The 17,562-nt window shown below is 73.4% G+C and carries 19 protein-coding genes and 1 pseudogene; 8 read left to right on the forward strand and 12 right to left on the reverse strand.

What is annotated here, in order from left to right; translation table 11 throughout:
* Window positions 1–18 precede the first annotated feature (18 nt).
* Together OO52_RS32895 and OO52_RS54050 are read right to left on the reverse strand one after the other, a co-directional pair.
* Window positions 19–264: a hypothetical protein gene (locus OO52_RS32895; protein ID WP_030651998.1), complete on the reverse strand. Its 246-nt coding sequence runs from the start codon at window positions 262–264 to the stop codon at window positions 19–21.
* Entirely contained in the window at window positions 261–395 is a 135-nt protein-coding gene (locus tag OO52_RS54050) for a hypothetical protein (protein WP_267885033.1), read from the reverse strand. Before OO52_RS54050 ends, OO52_RS32895 begins: the two co-directional genes overlap by 4 nt.
* 345 nt (window positions 396–740) lie before the next feature.
* Here OO52_RS54050 and OO52_RS32900 point away from each other — a divergent pair, with 345 nt between their 5' ends.
* A complete protein-coding gene (locus tag OO52_RS32900) occupies window positions 741–1,481 on the forward strand; it encodes a maleylpyruvate isomerase family mycothiol-dependent enzyme (protein WP_030651999.1) in 741 nt (246 codons plus the stop codon).
* Window positions 1,482–1,577: 96 nt separating this feature from the next.
* Here OO52_RS32900 and OO52_RS32905 read toward each other — a convergent pair whose 3' ends face one another.
* Window positions 1,578–1,979: a MarR family winged helix-turn-helix transcriptional regulator gene (locus tag OO52_RS32905; RefSeq protein ID WP_030652002.1), complete on the reverse strand. Its 402-nt coding sequence runs from the start codon at window positions 1,977–1,979 to the stop codon at window positions 1,578–1,580.
* A gap of 86 nt (window positions 1,980–2,065) precedes the next feature.
* On the opposite strand from OO52_RS32905, the gene OO52_RS32910 reads away from it, so the two are divergent.
* Together OO52_RS32910 and OO52_RS32915 are read left to right on the forward strand one after the other, a co-directional pair.
* Complete coding sequence (locus OO52_RS32910; RefSeq protein ID WP_030652005.1) at window positions 2,066–3,574, forward strand: MFS transporter; 1,509 nt, start codon at window positions 2,066–2,068, stop codon at window positions 3,572–3,574.
* A gap of 79 nt (window positions 3,575–3,653) precedes the next feature.
* Entirely contained in the window at window positions 3,654–3,938 is a 285-nt protein-coding gene (locus tag OO52_RS32915; protein WP_030652008.1) for a DUF6332 family protein, read from the forward strand.
* On the opposite strand, the gene OO52_RS32920 is transcribed toward OO52_RS32915, so the two are convergent.
* From OO52_RS32920 to OO52_RS32935, 4 genes are all read right to left on the reverse strand, one after another.
* Window positions 3,899–4,564: a response regulator transcription factor gene (locus OO52_RS32920; RefSeq protein WP_030652011.1), complete on the reverse strand. Its 666-nt coding sequence runs from the start codon at window positions 4,562–4,564 to the stop codon at window positions 3,899–3,901. The genes OO52_RS32915 and OO52_RS32920 overlap by 40 nt on opposite strands.
* On the reverse strand, window positions 4,561–5,781 hold the full coding sequence (locus OO52_RS32925) for a sensor histidine kinase (RefSeq protein ID WP_030652014.1): 1,221 nt from the start codon (window positions 5,779–5,781) through the stop codon (window positions 4,561–4,563). Before OO52_RS32925 ends, OO52_RS32920 begins: the two co-directional genes overlap by 4 nt.
* A 252-nt stretch (window positions 5,782–6,033) precedes the next feature.
* A complete protein-coding gene (locus tag OO52_RS32930) occupies window positions 6,034–6,447 on the reverse strand; it encodes a hypothetical protein (protein ID WP_030652017.1) in 414 nt (137 codons plus the stop codon).
* Between the two features lie 115 nt (window positions 6,448–6,562).
* A complete protein-coding gene (locus OO52_RS32935; protein WP_030652020.1) occupies window positions 6,563–7,255 on the reverse strand; it encodes a TetR/AcrR family transcriptional regulator in 693 nt (230 codons plus the stop codon).
* A gap of 164 nt (window positions 7,256–7,419) precedes the next feature.
* Between OO52_RS32935 and OO52_RS32940 the strand changes: the two genes are divergently transcribed.
* Window positions 7,420–7,869: a nitroreductase family deazaflavin-dependent oxidoreductase gene (locus tag OO52_RS32940; RefSeq protein WP_030652023.1), complete on the forward strand. Its 450-nt coding sequence runs from the start codon at window positions 7,420–7,422 to the stop codon at window positions 7,867–7,869.
* On the opposite strand, the gene OO52_RS32945 is transcribed toward OO52_RS32940, so the two are convergent.
* Window positions 7,859–9,100, reverse strand: coding sequence for a geranylgeranyl reductase family protein (locus OO52_RS32945; protein WP_030652026.1), 1,242 nt, complete (start codon window positions 9,098–9,100; stop codon window positions 7,859–7,861). The two genes, OO52_RS32940 and OO52_RS32945, sit on opposite strands and share 11 nt — an antisense overlap.
* Window positions 9,101–9,228: 128 nt before the next feature.
* Here OO52_RS32945 and OO52_RS32950 point away from each other — a divergent pair, with 128 nt between their 5' ends.
* Window positions 9,229–10,584 (forward strand): dipeptidase, encoded by a 1,356-nt coding sequence (locus tag OO52_RS32950; RefSeq protein ID WP_030652030.1) that lies wholly within the window; start codon window positions 9,229–9,231, stop codon window positions 10,582–10,584.
* Window positions 10,585–10,646: 62 nt separating this feature from the next.
* Window positions 10,647–11,378: an MBL fold metallo-hydrolase gene (locus tag OO52_RS32955; RefSeq protein ID WP_030652033.1), complete on the forward strand. Its 732-nt coding sequence runs from the start codon at window positions 10,647–10,649 to the stop codon at window positions 11,376–11,378.
* On the opposite strand, the pseudogene OO52_RS53155 reads toward OO52_RS32955, so the two are convergent.
* The 3 genes and pseudogenes from OO52_RS53155 to OO52_RS32965 all read right to left on the reverse strand — a co-directional run.
* Window positions 11,348–11,473, reverse strand: a pseudogene (locus OO52_RS53155) (ATP/GTP-binding protein); the annotation flags it as partial. The gene OO52_RS32955 and the pseudogene OO52_RS53155 sit on opposite strands and share 31 nt — an antisense overlap.
* 111 nt (window positions 11,474–11,584) lie before the next feature.
* Complete coding sequence (locus tag OO52_RS32960; protein WP_030652036.1) at window positions 11,585–12,628, reverse strand: NUDIX hydrolase; 1,044 nt, start codon at window positions 12,626–12,628, stop codon at window positions 11,585–11,587.
* 154 nt (window positions 12,629–12,782) lie between these two features.
* Window positions 12,783–12,974 (reverse strand): hypothetical protein, encoded by a 192-nt coding sequence (locus OO52_RS32965; protein ID WP_030652040.1) that lies wholly within the window; start codon window positions 12,972–12,974, stop codon window positions 12,783–12,785.
* A 197-nt stretch (window positions 12,975–13,171) separates the two neighbouring features.
* On the opposite strand from OO52_RS32965, the gene OO52_RS32970 reads away from it, so the two are divergent.
* Window positions 13,172–15,205 (forward strand): NPCBM/NEW2 domain-containing protein, encoded by a 2,034-nt coding sequence (locus tag OO52_RS32970; RefSeq protein ID WP_030652043.1) that lies wholly within the window; start codon window positions 13,172–13,174, stop codon window positions 15,203–15,205.
* A 92-nt stretch (window positions 15,206–15,297) separates the two neighbouring features.
* Here OO52_RS32970 and OO52_RS32975 read toward each other — a convergent pair whose 3' ends face one another.
* Window positions 15,298–16,251 carry an ROK family protein gene (locus tag OO52_RS32975; protein WP_030652046.1) on the reverse strand — a complete coding sequence of 318 codons (954 nt, stop codon included), beginning with the start codon at window positions 16,249–16,251 and terminating at the stop codon, window positions 15,298–15,300.
* 210 nt (window positions 16,252–16,461) lie between these two features.
* Here OO52_RS32975 and OO52_RS32980 point away from each other — a divergent pair, with 210 nt between their 5' ends.
* Window positions 16,462–17,511 (forward strand): LacI family DNA-binding transcriptional regulator, encoded by a 1,050-nt coding sequence (locus OO52_RS32980; RefSeq protein ID WP_030652049.1) that lies wholly within the window; start codon window positions 16,462–16,464, stop codon window positions 17,509–17,511.
* The last annotated feature ends 51 nt before the right edge of the window (window positions 17,512–17,562 follow it).

The following is a 17,562-nucleotide window of genomic DNA, read 5'->3' on the forward strand; positions in this document are numbered from 1 at the left end:
GACCCCGTGTCCGTGGCGTCAGTGCTCGTGACCGACCCGCTGGAGCGCCTCGCGGATCTCGTGCAGCGTGATCGCCGTACTGCCGGGGTCGCGGTCGGCGATCTCCGCGATGTTCATCTCCAGGTCGCGCCGGATGGTCTGGATGCCGTGGCGGGCCTGGGTGGCGGTGCGGTCGCCGTTCTCCGCCGCCCCGCCGAGCCGTGCCGGCGCCCCGCCGAGCCGTGTCGGCGCCTCGTCCCGCTCTCCGCGCCCGGCCCGCGTCACGGCCCGTCGGTGGGGCACTCGACAGTGCCCGGCTCGGCACCGCGCGCGTACCGCTCCTCGCCCGCCTCCGCCACCAGGGTCGTCGGCCCGAACGCGCAGCCGCCGTCCGGTCGGCGGCGGTGCGGTACCACCGCTCGGCCTCCGTGAAGTCCCGGCGGTCCCGGTGGGCGACGGCGAGGGAACGGACGGCCTGCGCGTACCCCTCGTCGGCGGCCTACTCCCGCCAGGGCAGGGCCTGAGCCGGCCACCCCCGCCTGGTGAGCGACTCCGCGTGGACCCGGGGCCGCGCCCGGCGTTCCGGCCCGTGCGGCAGCCGACTCGCCGCTGTCCCCGGGTCTGTCGGCAGACGTCTGCCCGTGCGTCCGTCGACGGGGGCGGACGGTCGCCGTGCTTCGTCCTGGTCCGTCCCCTCGGCCGAGGACTCGCGTCGTGCCCGCGCGCCCGCTGGAGCCCGCTCCATCCGGCACACTCAGCCCATGGAGACTGCCGAGTTCCTTGAGATCCTGGACCGTGAGGGTCGGTCGCTCGCGGCGGCCGCCGCCGCGGCGGGGGCCGAAGCCAAGGTGCCTACGTGCCCGGAGTGGCAGGTGCGGGACCTGGTACGGCACACCGGCACGGTGCACCGGTGGGCCACCGCCTTGATCGCCGAAGGGCACACCGCGCCCCGCCCCCTCGGCGAGGCACCGGTGCTGGACGGCGCCGAGCTGGTGGCCTGGTACCGGGACGGTCACCGTCTGCTGGTGGAGACGCTGGCCGCCGCGCCCGCCGACTTGGAGTGCTGGACCTTCCATCCCGCGCCCAACCCCTCGCCGCTGGCCTTCTGGACCCGGCGGCAGGCGCACGAGACGACCGTGCACCGCTACGACGCCGAGGCGGCGCGCGGCGGTACGCCGTCCCCGATCGCGCCGGACTTCGCGGCGGACGGCATCGACGAACTGCTGCGCGGCTTCCACGCCCGTCCCCGCAGCCGCGTGCGGACCGAGGAACCGCGCACGCTCCGGGTGCGCGCCGTGGACGCGGGGCCGGACGCGGTGTGGACCGTACGGCTCAGTGCCGAGCCGCCGGTGACCGTGCGGGCGGAAGAGGGCCCGGCCGAGGCCGAACTGACCGGGCCGGCCGATCAGTTGTACCTGGCGCTGTGGAACCGGACGGCGGTGCCGCACGTGACCGGCGACCCGTCGCTCGCGGCCCTGTGGCGGGAGCGGTCCCGGATCTGACGACCACCGGCCGCCGACGGCCCGTCCCGGGCACCGGCGGTCCGGGGTCCGACGACCCTGACGGTCCTTCCCGGCACCGGCCGGTACGGGAACCCGTCAGTCCGCGTCGGCCAGCATCCTCGCCAGCACCGCGCGCTGCACCGGCCGTACCTCGCCGTGCAGTGCGCGTCCCTTCGCCGTGAGGGCCACCCGCACCCCGCGCCGGTCCTCGGGACACATGGCCCGCTCGACCAGGCCGTCCTTCTCCAGGCGGCCGATGAGCCGGGACAGCGCGCTCTGGCTGAGGTGCACCCGGTCGGAGATCTCCTGCACCCGGTAGGCGCAGCCGCCGTCCGCCGCCGAGCCCTCGGCCAGCAGGTCGAGAACCTCGAAGTCACTCGCGCACAGTCCGTGCCCGTGCAGCGCCCGGTCCACTTCGCACTGGGTGCGGGCATGCAGGGCCAGGATGTCCCGCCACTGCTCCACGAGCGCCTGTTCGGGCTGCTTCTTCGCCGCCATGAGCGCACCGTAGCAGAGGAACGCATTTATTGCACCGTCATTAAATGCACTTGCATCGCATGCACGTGCATGTAATTGTCTGCGGCATGACCTCTCCGCTCACCACCTCCGCGGCCCCGTCCCCGGCGGTCCGCTGGACACCCAGACTGTGGGGCACCCTGCTGGTGCTGTGCGCCGCGATGTTCCTGGACGCACTGGACGTGTCGATGGTCGGCGTCGCGCTGCCGTCCATCGGTTCGGACCTCGGCCTCTCCACGTCGACGCTGCAATGGGTCGTCAGCGGCTACATCCTGGGCTACGGCGGCCTGCTCCTCCTCGGCGGCCGGACCGCCGACCTGCTCGGCCGGCGCCAGGTGTTCCTGGTGGCGCTCGGCGTCTTCGCACTGGCCTCGCTGCTCGGCGGACTCGTGGACTCCGGGCCGCTGCTGATCGCCAGCCGCTTCATCAAGGGCCTGTCCGCCGCCTTCACCGCGCCGGCGGGCCTGTCGATCATCACCACGACGTTCCCGGAGGGCCCGCTGCGCAACCGGGCCCTGTCGATCTACACCACCTGCGCCGCCGCCGGCTACTCCATGGGCCTCGTCTTCTCCGGGCTGCTCACCGAGGCGAGCTGGCGGTTCACCATGCTGCTGCCCGCCCCCGTGGCCCTGCTCGCCCTGCTCGTGGGCATGAGGCTGTTGCCGCGCAGCGAGCGCGAACGCGACCACGGTGGCTACGACGTCCCGGGTGCCGTCCTCGGCACGGCCTCGATGCTGCTGCTGGTGTTCACCGTCGTCCAGGCGCCCGAGGCCGGCTGGGCCTCGGCCCGGACGCTGCTGTCCTTCGCCGCCGTCGCCGTCATGCTGGTCGCCTTCGTGCTCGTCGAGCGGCGCAGCCCGAGCCCGCTGGTCCGGCTCGGGGTGCTGCGCTCCGGGCCGCAGGTCCGGGCCCAGCTGGGCGCGTTGACGTTCGTCGGCAGCTACACGGGGTTCCAGTTCCTGGTCACGCTCTACATGCAGCAGGTGCTGGGCTGGTCGGCCCTGCACACGGCGCTGGCGTTCCTGCCGGCGGGTGCGCTGGTGGCGCTCTCCGCGACCAAGGTCGGGGCCGTCATCGACCGGTTCGGCACCGCGCGGCTGATCGTGCTCGGCTTCGTCCTGCTCGCGGTCGGGTACGTGCTGTTCCTGCGCGTCGACCTGCACCCGGTCTACGCGGCGGTGATCCTGCCGACCATGCTGCTGGTCGGCTCGGGCTTCGCGCTGACCTTCCCGTCCCTCAACGTCCAGGCCACCAACGGCGTGGACGAGCACGAGCAGGGCATGGTCTCCGGTCTGCTGAACACCTCGGTGCAGGTGGGCGGCGCACTCTTCCTGGCCGTCGTGACCGCGGTGGTGACCGCGCACGCTCCCGCGAAGTCCACCCCGCAGGCCGTCCTGGACAGCTACCGGCCCGGTCTGGTCGTGGTCGCGGTCATCGCCGTCGTGGGGCTGCTGCTGTCGCTCAGCGGGCTGCGCCGACCCCGCCGGGGACAGTCGGTCGTGGTCGCCAGGTCCGTCGTGACGGAGGCGGACGCCGTGACGGCGGCGGACGCGGACCGCGTACCGGTCCGCGACTAGGGAAGAGGGGGACGCCTCCACGCGTGCGCCCGGCGGGGATCGGTTGCCCCGCCGGGCGCACGCCTGTGAAACTGACGCGATGCACGGACACGGGGGCCGCCGCACCAAGGCGGAGCAGGACGCGGCGACGGTCGAGACCGGCTACGCGCTCGTCAGCGCCGCGTTCGCGGCGGCGGTGCTGTTCGGGGCCGTGGCCGGGCCCGCGCTCCTCTTCGACCTGCCCGACCTGCCGTCGAAGGTCCTGCTGCGGCTCGGCATGACGGTCGCGCCGGTCGTGTTCGTGGCCCGGGTGGTCAGCGTGCTGGTGCGCTTCCGGCGGACGGCTCAGCCCAGCCAGCCGGGCCGCACCAACCCCGACTCGTAGGCGAGCACGACGAGTTGGGCGCGGTCCCGGGCGCCCAGCTTCACCATGGTCCGGCTCACGTGCGTCTTGGCCGTGAGCGGGCTGACCACCAGCCTGCGGGCGATCTCCTCGTTGGACAGGCCGATGCCCACCAGAGCCATCACCTCCCGCTCCCGCTCGGTGAGCCGGGAGAGCGCGTCCGCCGCCGCGGGTTGCTTCGACCGCGCCGCGAACTCGGCGATCAGCCGGCGCGTCACACCCGGCGACAGCAGTGCGTCTCCCTCGACCACCGCCCGTACCGCGCGCAGGAGTTCCTCCGGCTCGGTGTCCTTCACCAGGAAGCCGGAGGCGCCCGCGCGGATCGCTTCGAAGACGTACTCGTCCAGTTCGAAGGTGGTGAGCATGACCACCTTCACGTCCGCCAGCTCCCCGTCGGAGGTGATGCGCCGGGTCGCGGCCAGGCCGTCCAGCAGCGGCATGCGGATGTCCATGAGGACGACGTCCGGCCGCAGTTCCCGTACCCGGCGCAGCGCCTCCTCGCCGTCGGCCGCCTCGCCGGCCACCTCGATGTCCGGCTGCGCGTCGAGCAGCGCCCGGAAACCGGCGCGCACGAGCGACTGGTCGTCGGCGAGCAGTACCCGGATCACTGGTCCTCCCTGAGGTGCGACGGCAGGACGGCGAGCACCCGGAAGCCGCCGTCGGGGCGCGGGCCCGCCTCGATGGTGCCACCCAGCGCGGCGGCCCGCTCCCGCATGCCGGCCAGCCCGTTCCCACCGCCCCCGGCGTCCGCGCCGGTCGCCGGTCCGTCGTCGTCGATCCGCAGCCGCAGAACGCCGTCGGCGTACGCGAAGCGCACGCGGGCGTGCCGTGAACCGGAGTGGCGTACGACGTTGGTGAGGGCCTCCTGCACGATGCGGAAGGCGGCCAGGTCGGCGCCGGGCGGCAACCTGGGTGGCTCGCCCTCGGTCTCGACGGTCAGGCCGGCCGCCGCGGCCTGTTCCACCAGTTCCGGCAGCCGGTCCAGACCGGGCGCGGGGGCGCGCGGCGCGGCACCCGGGGCGCGCAGGGTGCCGAGGACCTGGCGCACCTCGCCGAGCGCCTCCTTGCTGGCGGACTTGATGGTGGTGAGCGCGGCCCGCGCCTGCTCGGGGTCGCTGTCCAGCAGCGCGAGTCCCATGCTCGCCTGGACGTTGATGACGGAGATGCTGTGCGCGAGGACGTCGTGCAGCTCGCGGGCGATGCGCAGCCGCTCCTCGTCCGCGCGCCGCCGCGCCGCCTCCGCGCGGTCCGCGCGTTCCCGTGCCCACTGTTCGCGCCGGACCCGGGCCAGCTCGGCGAGGGCGACGACGGCCAGCACCCAGGTGGCGACGACGATCTCCTGGCCGATGCCCGCGCCACGGTCCCCCGCGGGCGGGAGCCATCGGTACAGCCAGAGCGCGACCAGGACGTGTCCCGCCCACAGCAGCGCGACGGCCGCCCAGGCCGCCCGCCGGTGCCCGGCGACGACCGCGCCGAAACAGCCGACCGCCACGGTGAGGAACACCGGTCCGTACGGATAGCCGAGGGCCAGATAGGCCAGGGCCGCGGTGGCCGTGCCGAACGCCACGGCCACCGGGTGGCGGTGCCGCCACAGCAACAGGGCCGAGGCGACGAGCAGCAGCACGCGCGCGTAGCCGTCGAGCTGCACCCGGTCCGGCTGGCCGTGCGCGGCGAAGTTGCTGCCGACCAGCACGAACGCGGTGATCAGCACGGTGGAACGCCACGGCGGGCGGGCGCGGTGCGCCTCGGTGTCGTCGGTGCGGTTCCACCCCGGCGGCCCGTACCGCCACCAGTGCGACGGACCGCCGCCGTGCTGCTCGTCCATGCGGGCCACGCTAGACGCCGACCCGCCGGGACGACGTCAGCCGGGCGAGGTGATCACAGGTACTCCCGGGGGAGTACGCGGCTCAGGGCACCGGGGCTGAAGCGGCTCGCGGGGGTGCCGCCGGGCGGGACTCCGCGTCCCGGACAGCGGCGTCGGGGCGAGCCGGACGCCCGGCCGGCACCGGGCCGTCGGCCGGGCGCCCGCGTCGGCGCGCGCACCGGCTCGGCCCCGACCGGTGGTGCTCCCCGGGCGTCAGGTGACGTCCTCGCAGGGCAGCCCCACGGAGCTGTACCTGCCGTTGTCCAGCTCCCAGCCCTCGGCGCAGGTCTGCCCGGTCCCCCGCCCCTTCCCCGCGACGCCGGGATAGGCGCTGTCCTTGCCTTCCACCCGCATGCCGGGGCCCCACACGTTGATGTGGCCGTAGAACCGGTTGGAACCGCTGTAGTAGCCGCTCGTCGTGTAGCCGGACGCGTTGCCGACGACGTTGATGCAGACCTTGTGATTGCATCCGTGGGCGTCCCTGTGCCCAGGGGTCTTGCTCACCCGGAGGCACACGTCCCGCGCGCACTTCCAGGCCGCGCTTTCGTGGGCCGTCTCGGCCGCGCCGGCACTCGCGCTTGCCGTGATCAGAGCGAATGCCGCTGCCGCGACGAGCAGAGAACGCATGGAACCTTCTGTGTGAACGGCTCAGAGAGCACCCTCGTGCTCAGTTAAGCCACAGCCGTGGCCCGCCCAGCAGGAGATTCGCCGCCAAACCACCCCGAAGGGGGCAACACCGCACTCATCCCCGCCCGAGCCCCACCCCCTCCGCGAGTCGGCCGGCCGCGTGGCGGAAGAACGTCTCCCGGTCCTCCACCACCCGGTGGAACTGGCCGAACAGTTCGAAGCCGATCAGCCCGAACAGCTCGGCCCAGGCCGCCACCAGCGCCACCGCGGCCTCCGGCGGCAGGTCGGCGGCGAAGTCGGCGACCATGCGCGCGCCCTCGGGGCGCAGCTCGGCGGGGAGGGAGAGCGCGGAGAGGCCCGGCCCCTCGTGGGCGTCCCGCACGATGCCGATGAAGACCATGCCGACGCGGGCCGCGGCCGGGACGGTGGTCTCGGGGGCGGAGTAGCCGGGCACGGGCGAGCCGTAGATCAGCGCGTACTCGTGCGGATGGGTCAGCGCCCAGTCGCGCACCGCCGCGCACACGGCGACCCAGCGGTCCGGCGGCGGGGCGTCGGCCGCGGCGTCCCGGGCCCGCTCGGCCGCCTCGCCGACGGAGTCGTAGGCGTCGATGATCAGGGCGGTCAGCAGGTCGTCCCGGCTGGGGAAGTAGCGGTACAGGGCCGACGAGACCATGCCCAGCTCGCGGGCCACGGCCCGCAGGGAGAGCTTGGCCGCGCCCTCCGCCGCGAGCTGTCTGCGCGCCGCCTCCTTGATGGCCGCCGTGACTTCCTGCCTGGCCCGTGCGCGGGCACCCTGTGCGGTGGTCATGGCAGCAGTCTGCCACGCGGGAGAGCGGTGCACACAGACGAGATCGGTGCACACAGGAAAGAGCGCCAGACAAAAAAGAGAGCACTGCTCTTGCTCTGGAGCGCCTGTTTCCCCCACACTGGAGTCGAACGAGAGCACCGCTCTCTCAAACCGTGGGGGTCACCATGTCGACACACGTCGTCAAGCCGGGCTGGTTCACCGTCAACGTCTTCAACCGGGCCGTGTCCTGGCTCACCCGGCGCGGCATCAGCATCTGGGGCTCCCGCGTCCTCGCGGTGCGCGGCCGCAAGAGCGGGCAGTGGCGCACCACGCCGGTCAACCTGCTGACGGTGGACGGGCAGCAGTACCTGGTCGCGCCGCGCGGTCACGTCCAGTGGACCCGGAACATGCGCGCGGCCGGCGGCGGCGAACTGCGGCTCGGCAAGAACGTGGACGTCTTCACCGCGACCGAGGTCGCCGACGACGACAAGGTCCCGCTGCTGCGGGCCTACCTCAAGCGCTGGAAGGCGGAGGTCGGGTTGTTCTTCAACGGCGTCGGCCCCGACTCCCCGGACGCGGAGCTGCGCCGCATCGCCCCCGACCACCCGGTCTTCCGCGTCACCGTCACGGACTGACGGGCTCCTCCGCCGGGGCCGCCTGGCCCCGGTCGAACGCGGCCAGTGCGCGCTGGGCGATCGGGTGGGAGCGGACCAGCTCGCCCAGCGAGGTCGAGCCCTGGGTGATGTCCCGGAACGCCCGCCAGGCCGGGCGGAACCCGGTGAGGGCCGCGTGGAAGAGGCCGGGGCGCTTCTCGAACACCGCGAGCATCCGCTTGCCGACGCTCATCTCGACGCCGAGCCCCGCCTTGATCGCGAACGCGTAGTTCAGGGCCTGGCGGCGGGTGTCGACCGCGTCGTGCGCCTCGGCGATCCGGACCGCCCACTCCCCCGCCAGCCGGCCCGAGCGCAGCGCGAAGGAGATGCCCTCGCGGGTCCACGGCTCCAGCAGGCCGGCCGCGTCCCCGCAGACCAGCACCCGGCCCCGGGACAGCGGCGAGTCGTCGGCGCGGCAGCGGGTCAGATGCCCGGAGGAGATGGCGGGCTCGAAGCCGGCGAGGCCCAGCCGGGCGATGAAGTCCTCCAAGTACCGCTTGGTGGCGGCGCCCTCACCGCGCGCGGAGATCACGCCGACCGTCAGCGTGTCGCCCTTCGGGAAGACCCAGCCGTAACTGCCCGGCATCGGGCCCCAGTCGATGAGGACCCGGCCCTTCCAGTCCTCGGCGACCGTCTCCGGCACCGGGATCTCCGCCTCCAGGCCGAGGTCGACCTGGTCGAGCTTCACACCGACGTGGGCTCCTATCCGGCTGGCGCTGCCGTCGGCGCCGACGACCGCGCGGGCCAGCACCGTCTCCCCGCCCTGCAGGACGACGGCGACCGTGCGCCGGTCCGGAACCGCCGAGCCGTGCTGCTCGACCCGCTGCACGGTGACGCCCGTACGCAGCTCGGCGCCCGCCTTCTGGGCGTGCTCGACCAGTTGCTGGTCGAACTCGGGGCGGTTGATCAGCCCGAACAGCATCTGCTTGGAACGGCGGGTGCGGGTGAAGCGGCCGTTGTTCGAGAAGGTGACCGCGTGCACCCGGTCCCGGAAGGGCAGCTCGAAGCCGGGCGGCAGCGCGTCGCGCGAGGGGCCGATGATCCCGCCGCCGCACGTCTTGTAGCGGGGCAACTCGGCCTTCTCCAGCAACAGCACGCGCCGTCCCGCGACCGCCGCCGCGTAGGCGGCCGAGGCGCCCGCGGGGCCCGCGCCCACCACGACGACGTCCCAGACCCGCTGCACGTCGTCCGCCGAAGAGTTCTCGCCGCTCACGATGGTCTACCGCTCCGATCAAGCCGTTGCCGAGTGTCCTGTCGCATCCTACGGCGGCCGTCCGCGCAGGCCGCTGTGGGAGGATCGATCCCACCCCCTACAACGTCGCACCTACGAGGAGCGTGCCCATGCCGTCGAATCCGGTCGCCGAGACCGTCGCCTCGCTGCTGCCCCGGGCGAAGGCGGAGCTGACCGAACTGGTCGCCTTCAAGTCGGTGGCGGACTTCGCGCAGTTCCCCAAGAGCGAGAGCGACGCCGCCGCCGACTGGATAGCCGACGCGCTGCGCGCGGAGGGCTTCACGGACGTGGCCCTGCTGGACACCCCGGACGGCACGCGGTCCGTGTACGGCCACCTGGCGGGCCCGGAGGGTGCCAAAACGGTTCTTCTTTACGCGCACTACGACGTGCAGCCCCCGCTGGACGAGGCGGGCTGGGCGACCCCGCCGTTCGAGCTGACCGAGCGCGACGGCCGCTGGTACGGCCGCGGGACCGCCGACTGCAAGGGCGGCTTCATCATGCACCTGCTCGCGCTGCGCGCCCTGAAGGCGAACGGCGGCGTCCCGGTGCACGTGAAGATGATCGTCGAGGGCTCGGAGGAGCAGGGCACGGGCGGCCTGGAGCGGTACGCCGAGCAGCACCCGGAGCTGCTGGCGGCGGACACCATCGTCATCGGCGACGCGGGCAACTTCCGGGTGGGCCTGCCGACGGTGACCACCACGCTGCGCGGTATGACCATGCTCCGGGTGCGGATCGACACCCTGGCCGGCAACCTGCACTCGGGCCAGTTCGGCGGCGCCGCCCCGGACGCGCTGGCCGCGCTGATCCGGGTGCTGGACTCGCTGCGCGCCGAGGACGGCTCGACCACGGTCGACGGCCTGGACGCCACGGCCCGGTGGGACGGCCTGGAGTACGCCGAGGAGCAGTTCCGCACGGACGCCAAGGTGCTCGACGGCGTCGGGCTGATCGGTGACGGCTCGGTCGCCGACCGCATCTGGGCCCGCCCGGCGGTCACCGTCCTCGGCATCGACTGCCCGCCGGTCGTGGGCGCCACCCCGTCGGTGCAGTCGAGCGCCCGCGCTCTGATCAGCCTGCGGGTGCCGCCGGGCGTCGACGCGGCGGAGGCCACCAAGCTGCTCCAGGCGCACATCGAGGCGCACACCCCGTGGGGCGCCCGGGTCAGCACCGAGCAGATCGGCCAGGGCCAGCCGTTCCGCGCCGACACCTCCAGCCCCGCCTACCAGGCGATGGCCGACGCGATGGCGGTGGCCTACCCGGGCGAGACCATGCAGCTTGCGGGCCAGGGCGGCTCCATCCCGCTGTGCAACACGCTCGCCGGCCTCTACCCGAACGCGGAGATCCTGCTCATCGGGCTGAGCGAGCCGGAGGCGCAGATCCACGCGGTCAACGAGAGCGTGTCCCCCGAGGAGCTGGAGCGGCTGTCGGTCGCCGAGGCGCTGTTCCTGCGCAACTACGCGGCGAGCTGAACCGTTCTGCCCAGGGCAGAGGGCCCTCGCCCCCGGACGGGGGCCCTCCCTACGGTCGGCGCATGGACGTCATCGAACTGCTGCCCCGGCTGCACCTGTTGCGTTTCCCGGTCGGCCAGGCCTATCTCTGGCACGACGACGGGGAGTCGACCCTGATCGACGCGGGTCCGGCCGGCTTCGGCCGGCCGATCGCCGACGCGGTGACCGCGCTGGGACACGCTCCCCGGGACGTACGACGCGTCGTGCTCACCCACTTCCACGGGGACCACGTGGGCGCGGCGGGCGAGTTCGCCGCGCTGAGCGGGGCCGAGGTGCTGGCGCACCCTCTGGACGCGCCGTTCGTGCGGGGTGAACTGCCGGGCCCGCCGCCGCGGTTCGAGGAGCGGGAACTGCCGATCCACGCGGAGGCGGCCCGGCACCTGCCCGAGGGTCCGCCGACGCCCCCGTCGTCCGTCACCGAAGTGGCGGACGGAGACGTACTCGGCTTCGGCGGCGGGGCGCGGGTGGTGCACGTCCCCGGGCACACGGACGGCAGCATCGCCCTGTTCCTGCCCGCGCACGGCGTGCTCTTCACCGGCGACACGGTGGCGGCGGCACCGGACGGGACGCCGATCCCCGGTGTGTTCAACCTGGACCGGACCCAACTGCTCGCCTCTGTCCGGCGCCTGGCGGACCTCGGTGCGGAGGTCGCCTGCTTCGGCCACGGCGACCCGCTCCTCAGCGGCGCCACCGCCGCGCTCCACTCGATCGCCGGAGCGCCCGGTCAGCCGACCGGCACCCCCGCCTCCAGATAGAGCGCACTGCCCCGCTCCCGAGCCCGCAGCGCCCAGCGCAGTCGCTCATAGCGAACCGGCGGCAGCATCACGGCGGCCTCCTGCTCCGTAGCGAACCCGGGACTCCTCCCCGACGACCTCGGTGCCGAGGTCGCCTGCTTCGGCCACGGCGACCCGCTCCTCAGCGACGCCACCGCCGCGCTCCACTCGATCGTCGCAGCGCCCGGTCAGCCGACCGGCACCCCCGCCTCCAGATAAAGCGCACTGCCCCGCTCCCGAGCCCGCAGCGCCCAGCGCAGTCGCTCATAGCGAACCGGCGGCAGCATCACGGCGGCCTCCTGCTCCGTGACGAACCGCCACGCGCGCAACTCCGGACCGGGCAACAACACCCGGGACGCCTCCCCGGACTCCAGCCGGCCCCCGTCGAAGAGCAGCCGCAGCCCGCCGAACCCGGGTGGGGCGGGCCGCTCCCAGTCCACGACGAGCAGCCGGGGCACCTCGCGCAGGTGTATCCCGGTCTCCTCGGCGACCTCGCGCATCCCGGCGCGGGCCGGCGCCTCGCCCCGCTCCACCACGCCACCGGGGAACTCCCAGCCGGGCTTGTAGGTGGGGTCGACCAGCAGCACCCGGTCGTGCTCGTCGAAGAGCAGCACACCGGCGGCGAGCGTCTCGGCGGTCGGCTCGGGGGTCTGGACGATGTCGCAGGCGGGTACGGCCCCGCTGCCGACGGCGTCGGCGATGCGGACGGCGGTCTCGTACGGGGTGAGGTCGCTGGTGTCGACCGGGTGGGCGTCTGCGGTGAGCCAGGAGGCGAGGGCGGCGCGGTAGGGCTCGATGTGGTCGTACGACCACTGCCGCGTGCGTATCTCCCCGTCGGGCATGTCGGGTGGCGTCTCCCGCCCGGCTATTCGCTCGCGCAGGATCGTTTCGGCCGGGGCGAGCAGCACATGGTGCACGGCGATCCGGCGGGCGGCGAGACCGCCGAAGATCTCGTCCCGGTACTCCTGGCGGAGCAGGGTCATGGGCACCACGAGGGTGCCGCCCAGCTCGGCGAGCATCGCGGCGGCGGTGTCGACCACCAGCCGGCGCCAGATCGGCAGGTCCTGGAAGTCGCCGGCCTCCGCGAGACGCTTGGGCGGCAGCAGGTGCGTGAGCGCCCCGCCGATGACCTCGGGGTCGAAGAGCGTGCTGTTCGGGATCAGTTCGATCAGTTCGCCTGCCGTGGTGGTCTTCCCCGCACCGAACGCGCCGTTGATCCAGACGACGGTCACGGACTCCCCCTCCTGTGTCAGCCCCCTGAGGCTTGCCCGCTCCACCCTGCCACGGAAACCCCCTCCCGTTGAGGGCGCCTGTCCGCGCGCACACGGGAGTGCCGGTGCCCCCTGCGGCGGGGACACCGGCACGCACGCCGTACGCCGTCGGGGGTTACTCGTGTCCGAGGGCACCGTGGTCGACGTCCAGGCTGTCCTGGGCGACGAGGTGACCGGCCGTGTCGAGGGTGTCCGAGACGTTGAGGTCACCGAGGGTTCCCTCGTCCGCCGCGTGCGACGGGGTGACGGCGGCCACCACGAATCCGGCGGCGAGGGTGGCGATGGCGAGCATGCTGCGCTTCTTCATGCGCTGATCAACTGCGAGGAGGGGTCAGGGGTCACGCAGCGACTCGCGCGCGCCAAGCCGTAGACGGCTCCTAAGCAAACACACCCGAACACCTGACAGCCCCCTTCCAACACAGTCAGACACGTCCTACCGTAAACGCGCACCGATGACGCGTACATGCAGTCATCCCTGTTTCGCGAGTCGGAGGAACGTCAACGATGCGTCACCTTCACACCCGCACGACCCGCACCACCACCCGCCGAAGAGTGGCCGGAGCGCTCACCGCCGGCCTGCTGTGCGCGGCGGGCCTCGCCGCCCCCGCCCTGGCGGCCCCCGCCGAGACCCCGGCCACGCCCGCCCTGGCCGACGGGCTCGCCCTCACCCCGCCGATGGGCTTCAACAACTGGAACTCCACCCACTGCCGCGCCGACTTCAACGCGTCCATGGTCAAGGGCATCGCGGACCTGTTCGTGGAGAAGGGCCTGAAGGACGCGGGCTACCAGTACGTCAACCTGGACGACTGCTGGGCCCTGCCGGACCGTGACGCGAACGGCAAGCTGGTGCCCGACCCCGTGCGTTTCCCCGACGGGATCAAGGCGGTCGCGGACTACGTCCACGCCAAGGGGCTCAAGCTCGGCATCTACACCAGCGCCGGCACCAAGACCTGCGACAGCGTGGGATTCCCGGGCGCCCTGGGCCACGAGTACAGCGACGCACGGCAGTTCGCCGACTGGGGCGTGGACTACCTGAAGTACGACAACTGCAACAACCAGGGCGTGGACGCCCAGCAGCGCTACCGGACCATGCGTGACGCGCTGAAGGCGACCGGGCGGCCCATCGTCTACAGCATCTGCGAGTGGGGCCAGAACAAGCCCTGGGAGTGGGCCTCGGACGTCGGCCACCTGTGGCGGACCACCGGTGACATCAGCGACAACTGGAGCTCGATGCTGTCGATCCTGAAGCAGAACCTCCCGCTCGCGCCGTACGCCGGACCCGGTCACTGGAACGACCCCGACATGCTGGAGGTCGGCAACGGCGGCATGACGGACACCGAGTACCGCTCGCACTTCTCGCTCTGGTCGGTCATGGCCGCGCCCCTGCTCATCGGCACCGACCTGCGCAAGGCCTCCCAGGCGACGTACGACATCCTCGGCAACAAGGAGGTCATCGCCGTCGACCAGGACCCGCTCGGCAAGCAGGGCACCGTCGTCTCGTCCGGGGGCGGGCGCTGGGTCGTCGCCAAGGAGATGAAGGACGGCAGCCGCGCGGTGGCCCTCTTCAACGAGTCCGGCACCGCCCAGCGGATCGCCACCAGCGCCGGCGCCGTCGGCCTGCCGGACGCCGACGCCTACGTCCTGCGCGACCTGTGGCAGCACCGCTCGTACAACACCGCCGGCACCATCGCCGCCACCGTCCCGGCGCACGGCACGGTCCTGCTGCGCGTCTCGGCCGACCCGCACTGGGCCGACCGTCCGCCGGCCGTGGAACTCGGTCTGGACGGCAGCCCGTTGCTGGAGGCCGCCACCCCGGCCACGTTCACCAGCACCGTCACCGACCTGGGCCGGACACCCGCGCGGCGGGTCTCCGTGTCGCTGACCGGCCCCGCCGGCTGGACCGTACGGCCCACCTCGGCGACCTCGGCCGCAGTCCTCGCCCCCGGAGGGACACTGCGCACCGGCTGGCGGGTGACCGCGCCGTCCGGCACGCCGACCGGCTCCTACGGCCTCACGCTCACGACGAGCTACCGCTCGCCGTCCGGCACAGCGGTCACCAGCACCCTTCCGCTGACCGCGTCCGTCGTCGTGCCGCCGCCCTCCGGGACGTCGTACCTCGGTGATCTGCCGTGGCTGGCGGCGACCAGCGGCTGGGGGCCGGTGGAGCGGAACACCAGCAACGGTGAGAGCGCCGCCGGTGACGGGCACCCGCTGACCATCGGCGGGACGGTGTACGCAAAGGGGCTCGGCGTCCACGCGCTCAGCGAGGTCTCCTTCTACACCGGCAAGGCGTGCGAGAAGGTCACCGCGCAGGTCGGCGTGGACGACGAGAAGGGCACGAACGGCACCGTCGCCTTCGAGATCTGGGCCGACGGCACCAAGGCCGCGTCCACCGGCGTCCTCACCAACGCGATGCCCGCCCAGCCGCTCACCGCCGACGTCACCGGTGCCCAGGTGGTACGGCTGGTCGTCACCGACGGCGGCGACGGCGTCGACTCGGACCACGCGGACTGGGCGGACGCCCAGCTCACCTGCTGACCCGCCGGGGCTCCGCTCCGGACACCGCCCGGGTCTGAGCCCGAGCCGGGCCAGGGGCTCCGCTGGGTCGCCACCCTGATCCAGCGGAGCCCCTAGTGGCTCGCCACCGTCGCGTCCGGGGTGCGGGTCAGGGCCGCCGCGGCCGCGCCGACCAGGCCCGCGTCGGTCCCCATCTGCGCGGGGACGACGGTGAGGTGCCGCACGAAGGACAGGGTCGCGTAGTCGGTGAGGGCCTTCCGTAGGGGCGTGAACAGGACGTCACCCGCCTTGCCGACGCCCCCGCCGATCACCGCGATATCGATCTCGACCAGGGTCGCGGTGGCCGCGATACCGGCGGCGAGCGCCTGCGCCGCCCGTTCGAAGGAGGCCACGGCCACCGGGTCGCCCGCGCGGGCGGCGGCGGCCACCGCGGCGGCCGAGGTGTCACCGTCGGGCCCGGGGCGCCATCCCCGCTCCACGGCCCGGCGGGCGATGTTCGGGCCGCTGGCGATGCGCTCCACGCACCCGCGCGAGCCGCACGGGCAGAGATCGCCGTCCAGGTCGACGCTGATGTGGCCGATGTGCCCGGCGTTGCCGGTCGGCCCCGGATGCAGGCGCCCGCCCAGCACCAGGCCACCGCCGACACCCGTCGAGACCACCATGCACAGCGCGTTGTCGTGGCCGCGCGCGGCGCCCTGCCAGTGCTCGGCCGCGGTGATCGCGACACCGTCGCCGATCAGCTCCACCGGCAGGCCCCCGGTGAGCGTGCGTACCCGGTCCACCAGCGGGAAGTCGCGCCAGCCCGGCACGTTCACCGGGCTGACGGTGCCCGCCGAGGCGTCGACCGGGCCGGCACTGCCGATGCCGACCGAACCCGCGCGTCCCCACAGGGGCGACCCGGCGAGTTCGCCGAGCACCTCGGCCACGGCCCGCATGACCGTTTCGCCGTCCTGCTGGGCGGGCGTGGCGCGCTGGGCGCGGGCCAGGATCCGGCCGCCGCTGTCCACCAGCGCGCCGGCGATCTTGGTGCCGCCGATGTCCAGGGCCGCCACGAGGTCGGTGTGCATCAGAGTCAGATCTCCCCGTTCAAGCTTGAAAACCAAAGAGAAGCAGGCCGGTCAAGCGGTGGGGGCGCAGGCCGGAGACAGCGTTGGACAGTCTCTCGCGCATCTGACAACGTTGTCCAGGCTCTATGCTCGACGCCACATCCTCATACAAGCCCACGGACCGCGCACCCCCCCGTGGACGAGTCGGACGAGAGACAGGACAGACGCATCGTGCCCGAGACCACCCGCCGCGCAGACCGCCTTCCCGCGAACCGGTACGGCAACCGGCCGACGATGAAGGACGTGGCGGCGCGCGCCGGGGTCGGGCTGAAGACGGTCTCCCGGGTGGTCAACGGCGAGCCCGGGGTCACCCCGGACACCGAGCGCCGGGTGCAGGAGGCGATCGAGGCGCTCGGCTTCCGCCGCAACGACAGCGCCCGGGTGCTGCGCAAGGGCCGGACGGCGAGCATCGGCCTGGTGCTGGAGGATCTCGCGGACCCGTTCTACGGCCCGCTCAGCCGCGCCGTCGAGGAGGTGGCCCGCGCCCACGGCGCCCTGCTGATCAACGGTTCCAGCGCCGAGGACCCCGAGCGCGAGCAGGAATTGGCGCTGGCCCTGTGCGCGCGCCGGGTGGACGGTCTGGTGGTGATCCCGGCCGGGGACGACCACCGCTACCTGGAGCCGGAGATCAGGGCGGGTGTGGCGACCGTGTTCGTCGACCGCCCGGCCGGACGGATCGACGCGGACGTGGTGCTGTCCGACAACTACGGCGGCGCCCGCGACGGGGTCGCCCACCTCATCGCGCACGGCCACCGCCGGATCGGGTTCATCGGTGACATGCCGCGCATCCACACCGCGGCGGAGCGCCTGCGCGGCTACCGGGCTGCCATGGAGGACGCGGGCATAGCCGTCGAGGAGCGCTGGATGTCCCTCGGCGCGACGAACCCGGAGCGGGTGCGCCGGGCGGCGGAGGAGATGCTGTCCGGCGCCGACCCGGTCACCGCGATCTTCGCCGGCAACAACCGGGTGACGGTCACCGTGATCCGGGTCCTCGCCGAGTGGTCCCGCGCGGTGGCGCTCGTCGGCTTCGACGACATCGAGCTGGCCGACCTGCTCCAGCCCGGCGTCACGGTCGTCGCCCAGGACGCGGCGGCCCTGGGCCGCACCGCCGCCGAACGCCTCTTCCGCCAGCTCGACGGCACGCTCCTCGCGCCCGAGCGCATCGAACTGCCGACCCGCCTGATCACCCGCGGCTCGGGCGAACTGCCTCCGGCGGTCTGAGCCCTGCGCAGCCGTCCCGGCCGGCTCCGCCCCCCGGGTGTCGTCGCCGGT

This window comes from Streptomyces flaveolus (genome assembly GCF_000716535.1).
GTDB lineage: Bacteria > Actinomycetota > Actinomycetes > Streptomycetales > Streptomycetaceae > Streptomyces > Streptomyces flaveolus_A.

Bases quoted from the DNA above. Each gene is read 5' to 3' on its own strand.
- OO52_RS32900 (WP_030651999.1), top strand. From the start codon at position 741: ATGGAGACTGCCGAGTTCCTTGAGATCCTGGACCGTGAGGGTCGGTCG.
- OO52_RS32905 (WP_030652002.1), bottom strand. From the start codon at position 1,979: ATGGCGGCGAAGAAGCAGCCCGAACAGGCGCTCGTGGAGCAGTGGCGG.
- OO52_RS32910 (WP_030652005.1), top strand. From the start codon at position 2,066: ATGACCTCTCCGCTCACCACCTCCGCGGCCCCGTCCCCGGCGGTCCGC.
- OO52_RS32915 (WP_030652008.1), top strand. From the start codon at position 3,654: ATGCACGGACACGGGGGCCGCCGCACCAAGGCGGAGCAGGACGCGGCG.
- OO52_RS32925 (WP_030652014.1), bottom strand. From the start codon at position 5,781: ATGGACGAGCAGCACGGCGGCGGTCCGTCGCACTGGTGGCGGTACGGG.
- OO52_RS32930 (WP_030652017.1), bottom strand. From the start codon at position 6,447: ATGCGTTCTCTGCTCGTCGCGGCAGCGGCATTCGCTCTGATCACGGCA.
- OO52_RS32935 (WP_030652020.1), bottom strand. From the start codon at position 7,255: ATGACCACCGCACAGGGTGCCCGCGCACGGGCCAGGCAGGAAGTCACG.
- OO52_RS32940 (WP_030652023.1), top strand. From the start codon at position 7,420: ATGTCGACACACGTCGTCAAGCCGGGCTGGTTCACCGTCAACGTCTTC.
- OO52_RS32950 (WP_030652030.1), top strand. From the start codon at position 9,229: ATGCCGTCGAATCCGGTCGCCGAGACCGTCGCCTCGCTGCTGCCCCGG.
- OO52_RS32955 (WP_030652033.1), top strand. From the start codon at position 10,647: ATGGACGTCATCGAACTGCTGCCCCGGCTGCACCTGTTGCGTTTCCCG.
- OO52_RS32965 (WP_030652040.1), bottom strand. From the start codon at position 12,974: ATGAAGAAGCGCAGCATGCTCGCCATCGCCACCCTCGCCGCCGGATTC.
- OO52_RS32970 (WP_030652043.1), top strand. From the start codon at position 13,172: ATGCGTCACCTTCACACCCGCACGACCCGCACCACCACCCGCCGAAGA.
- OO52_RS32975 (WP_030652046.1), bottom strand. From the start codon at position 16,251: ATGCACACCGACCTCGTGGCGGCCCTGGACATCGGCGGCACCAAGATC.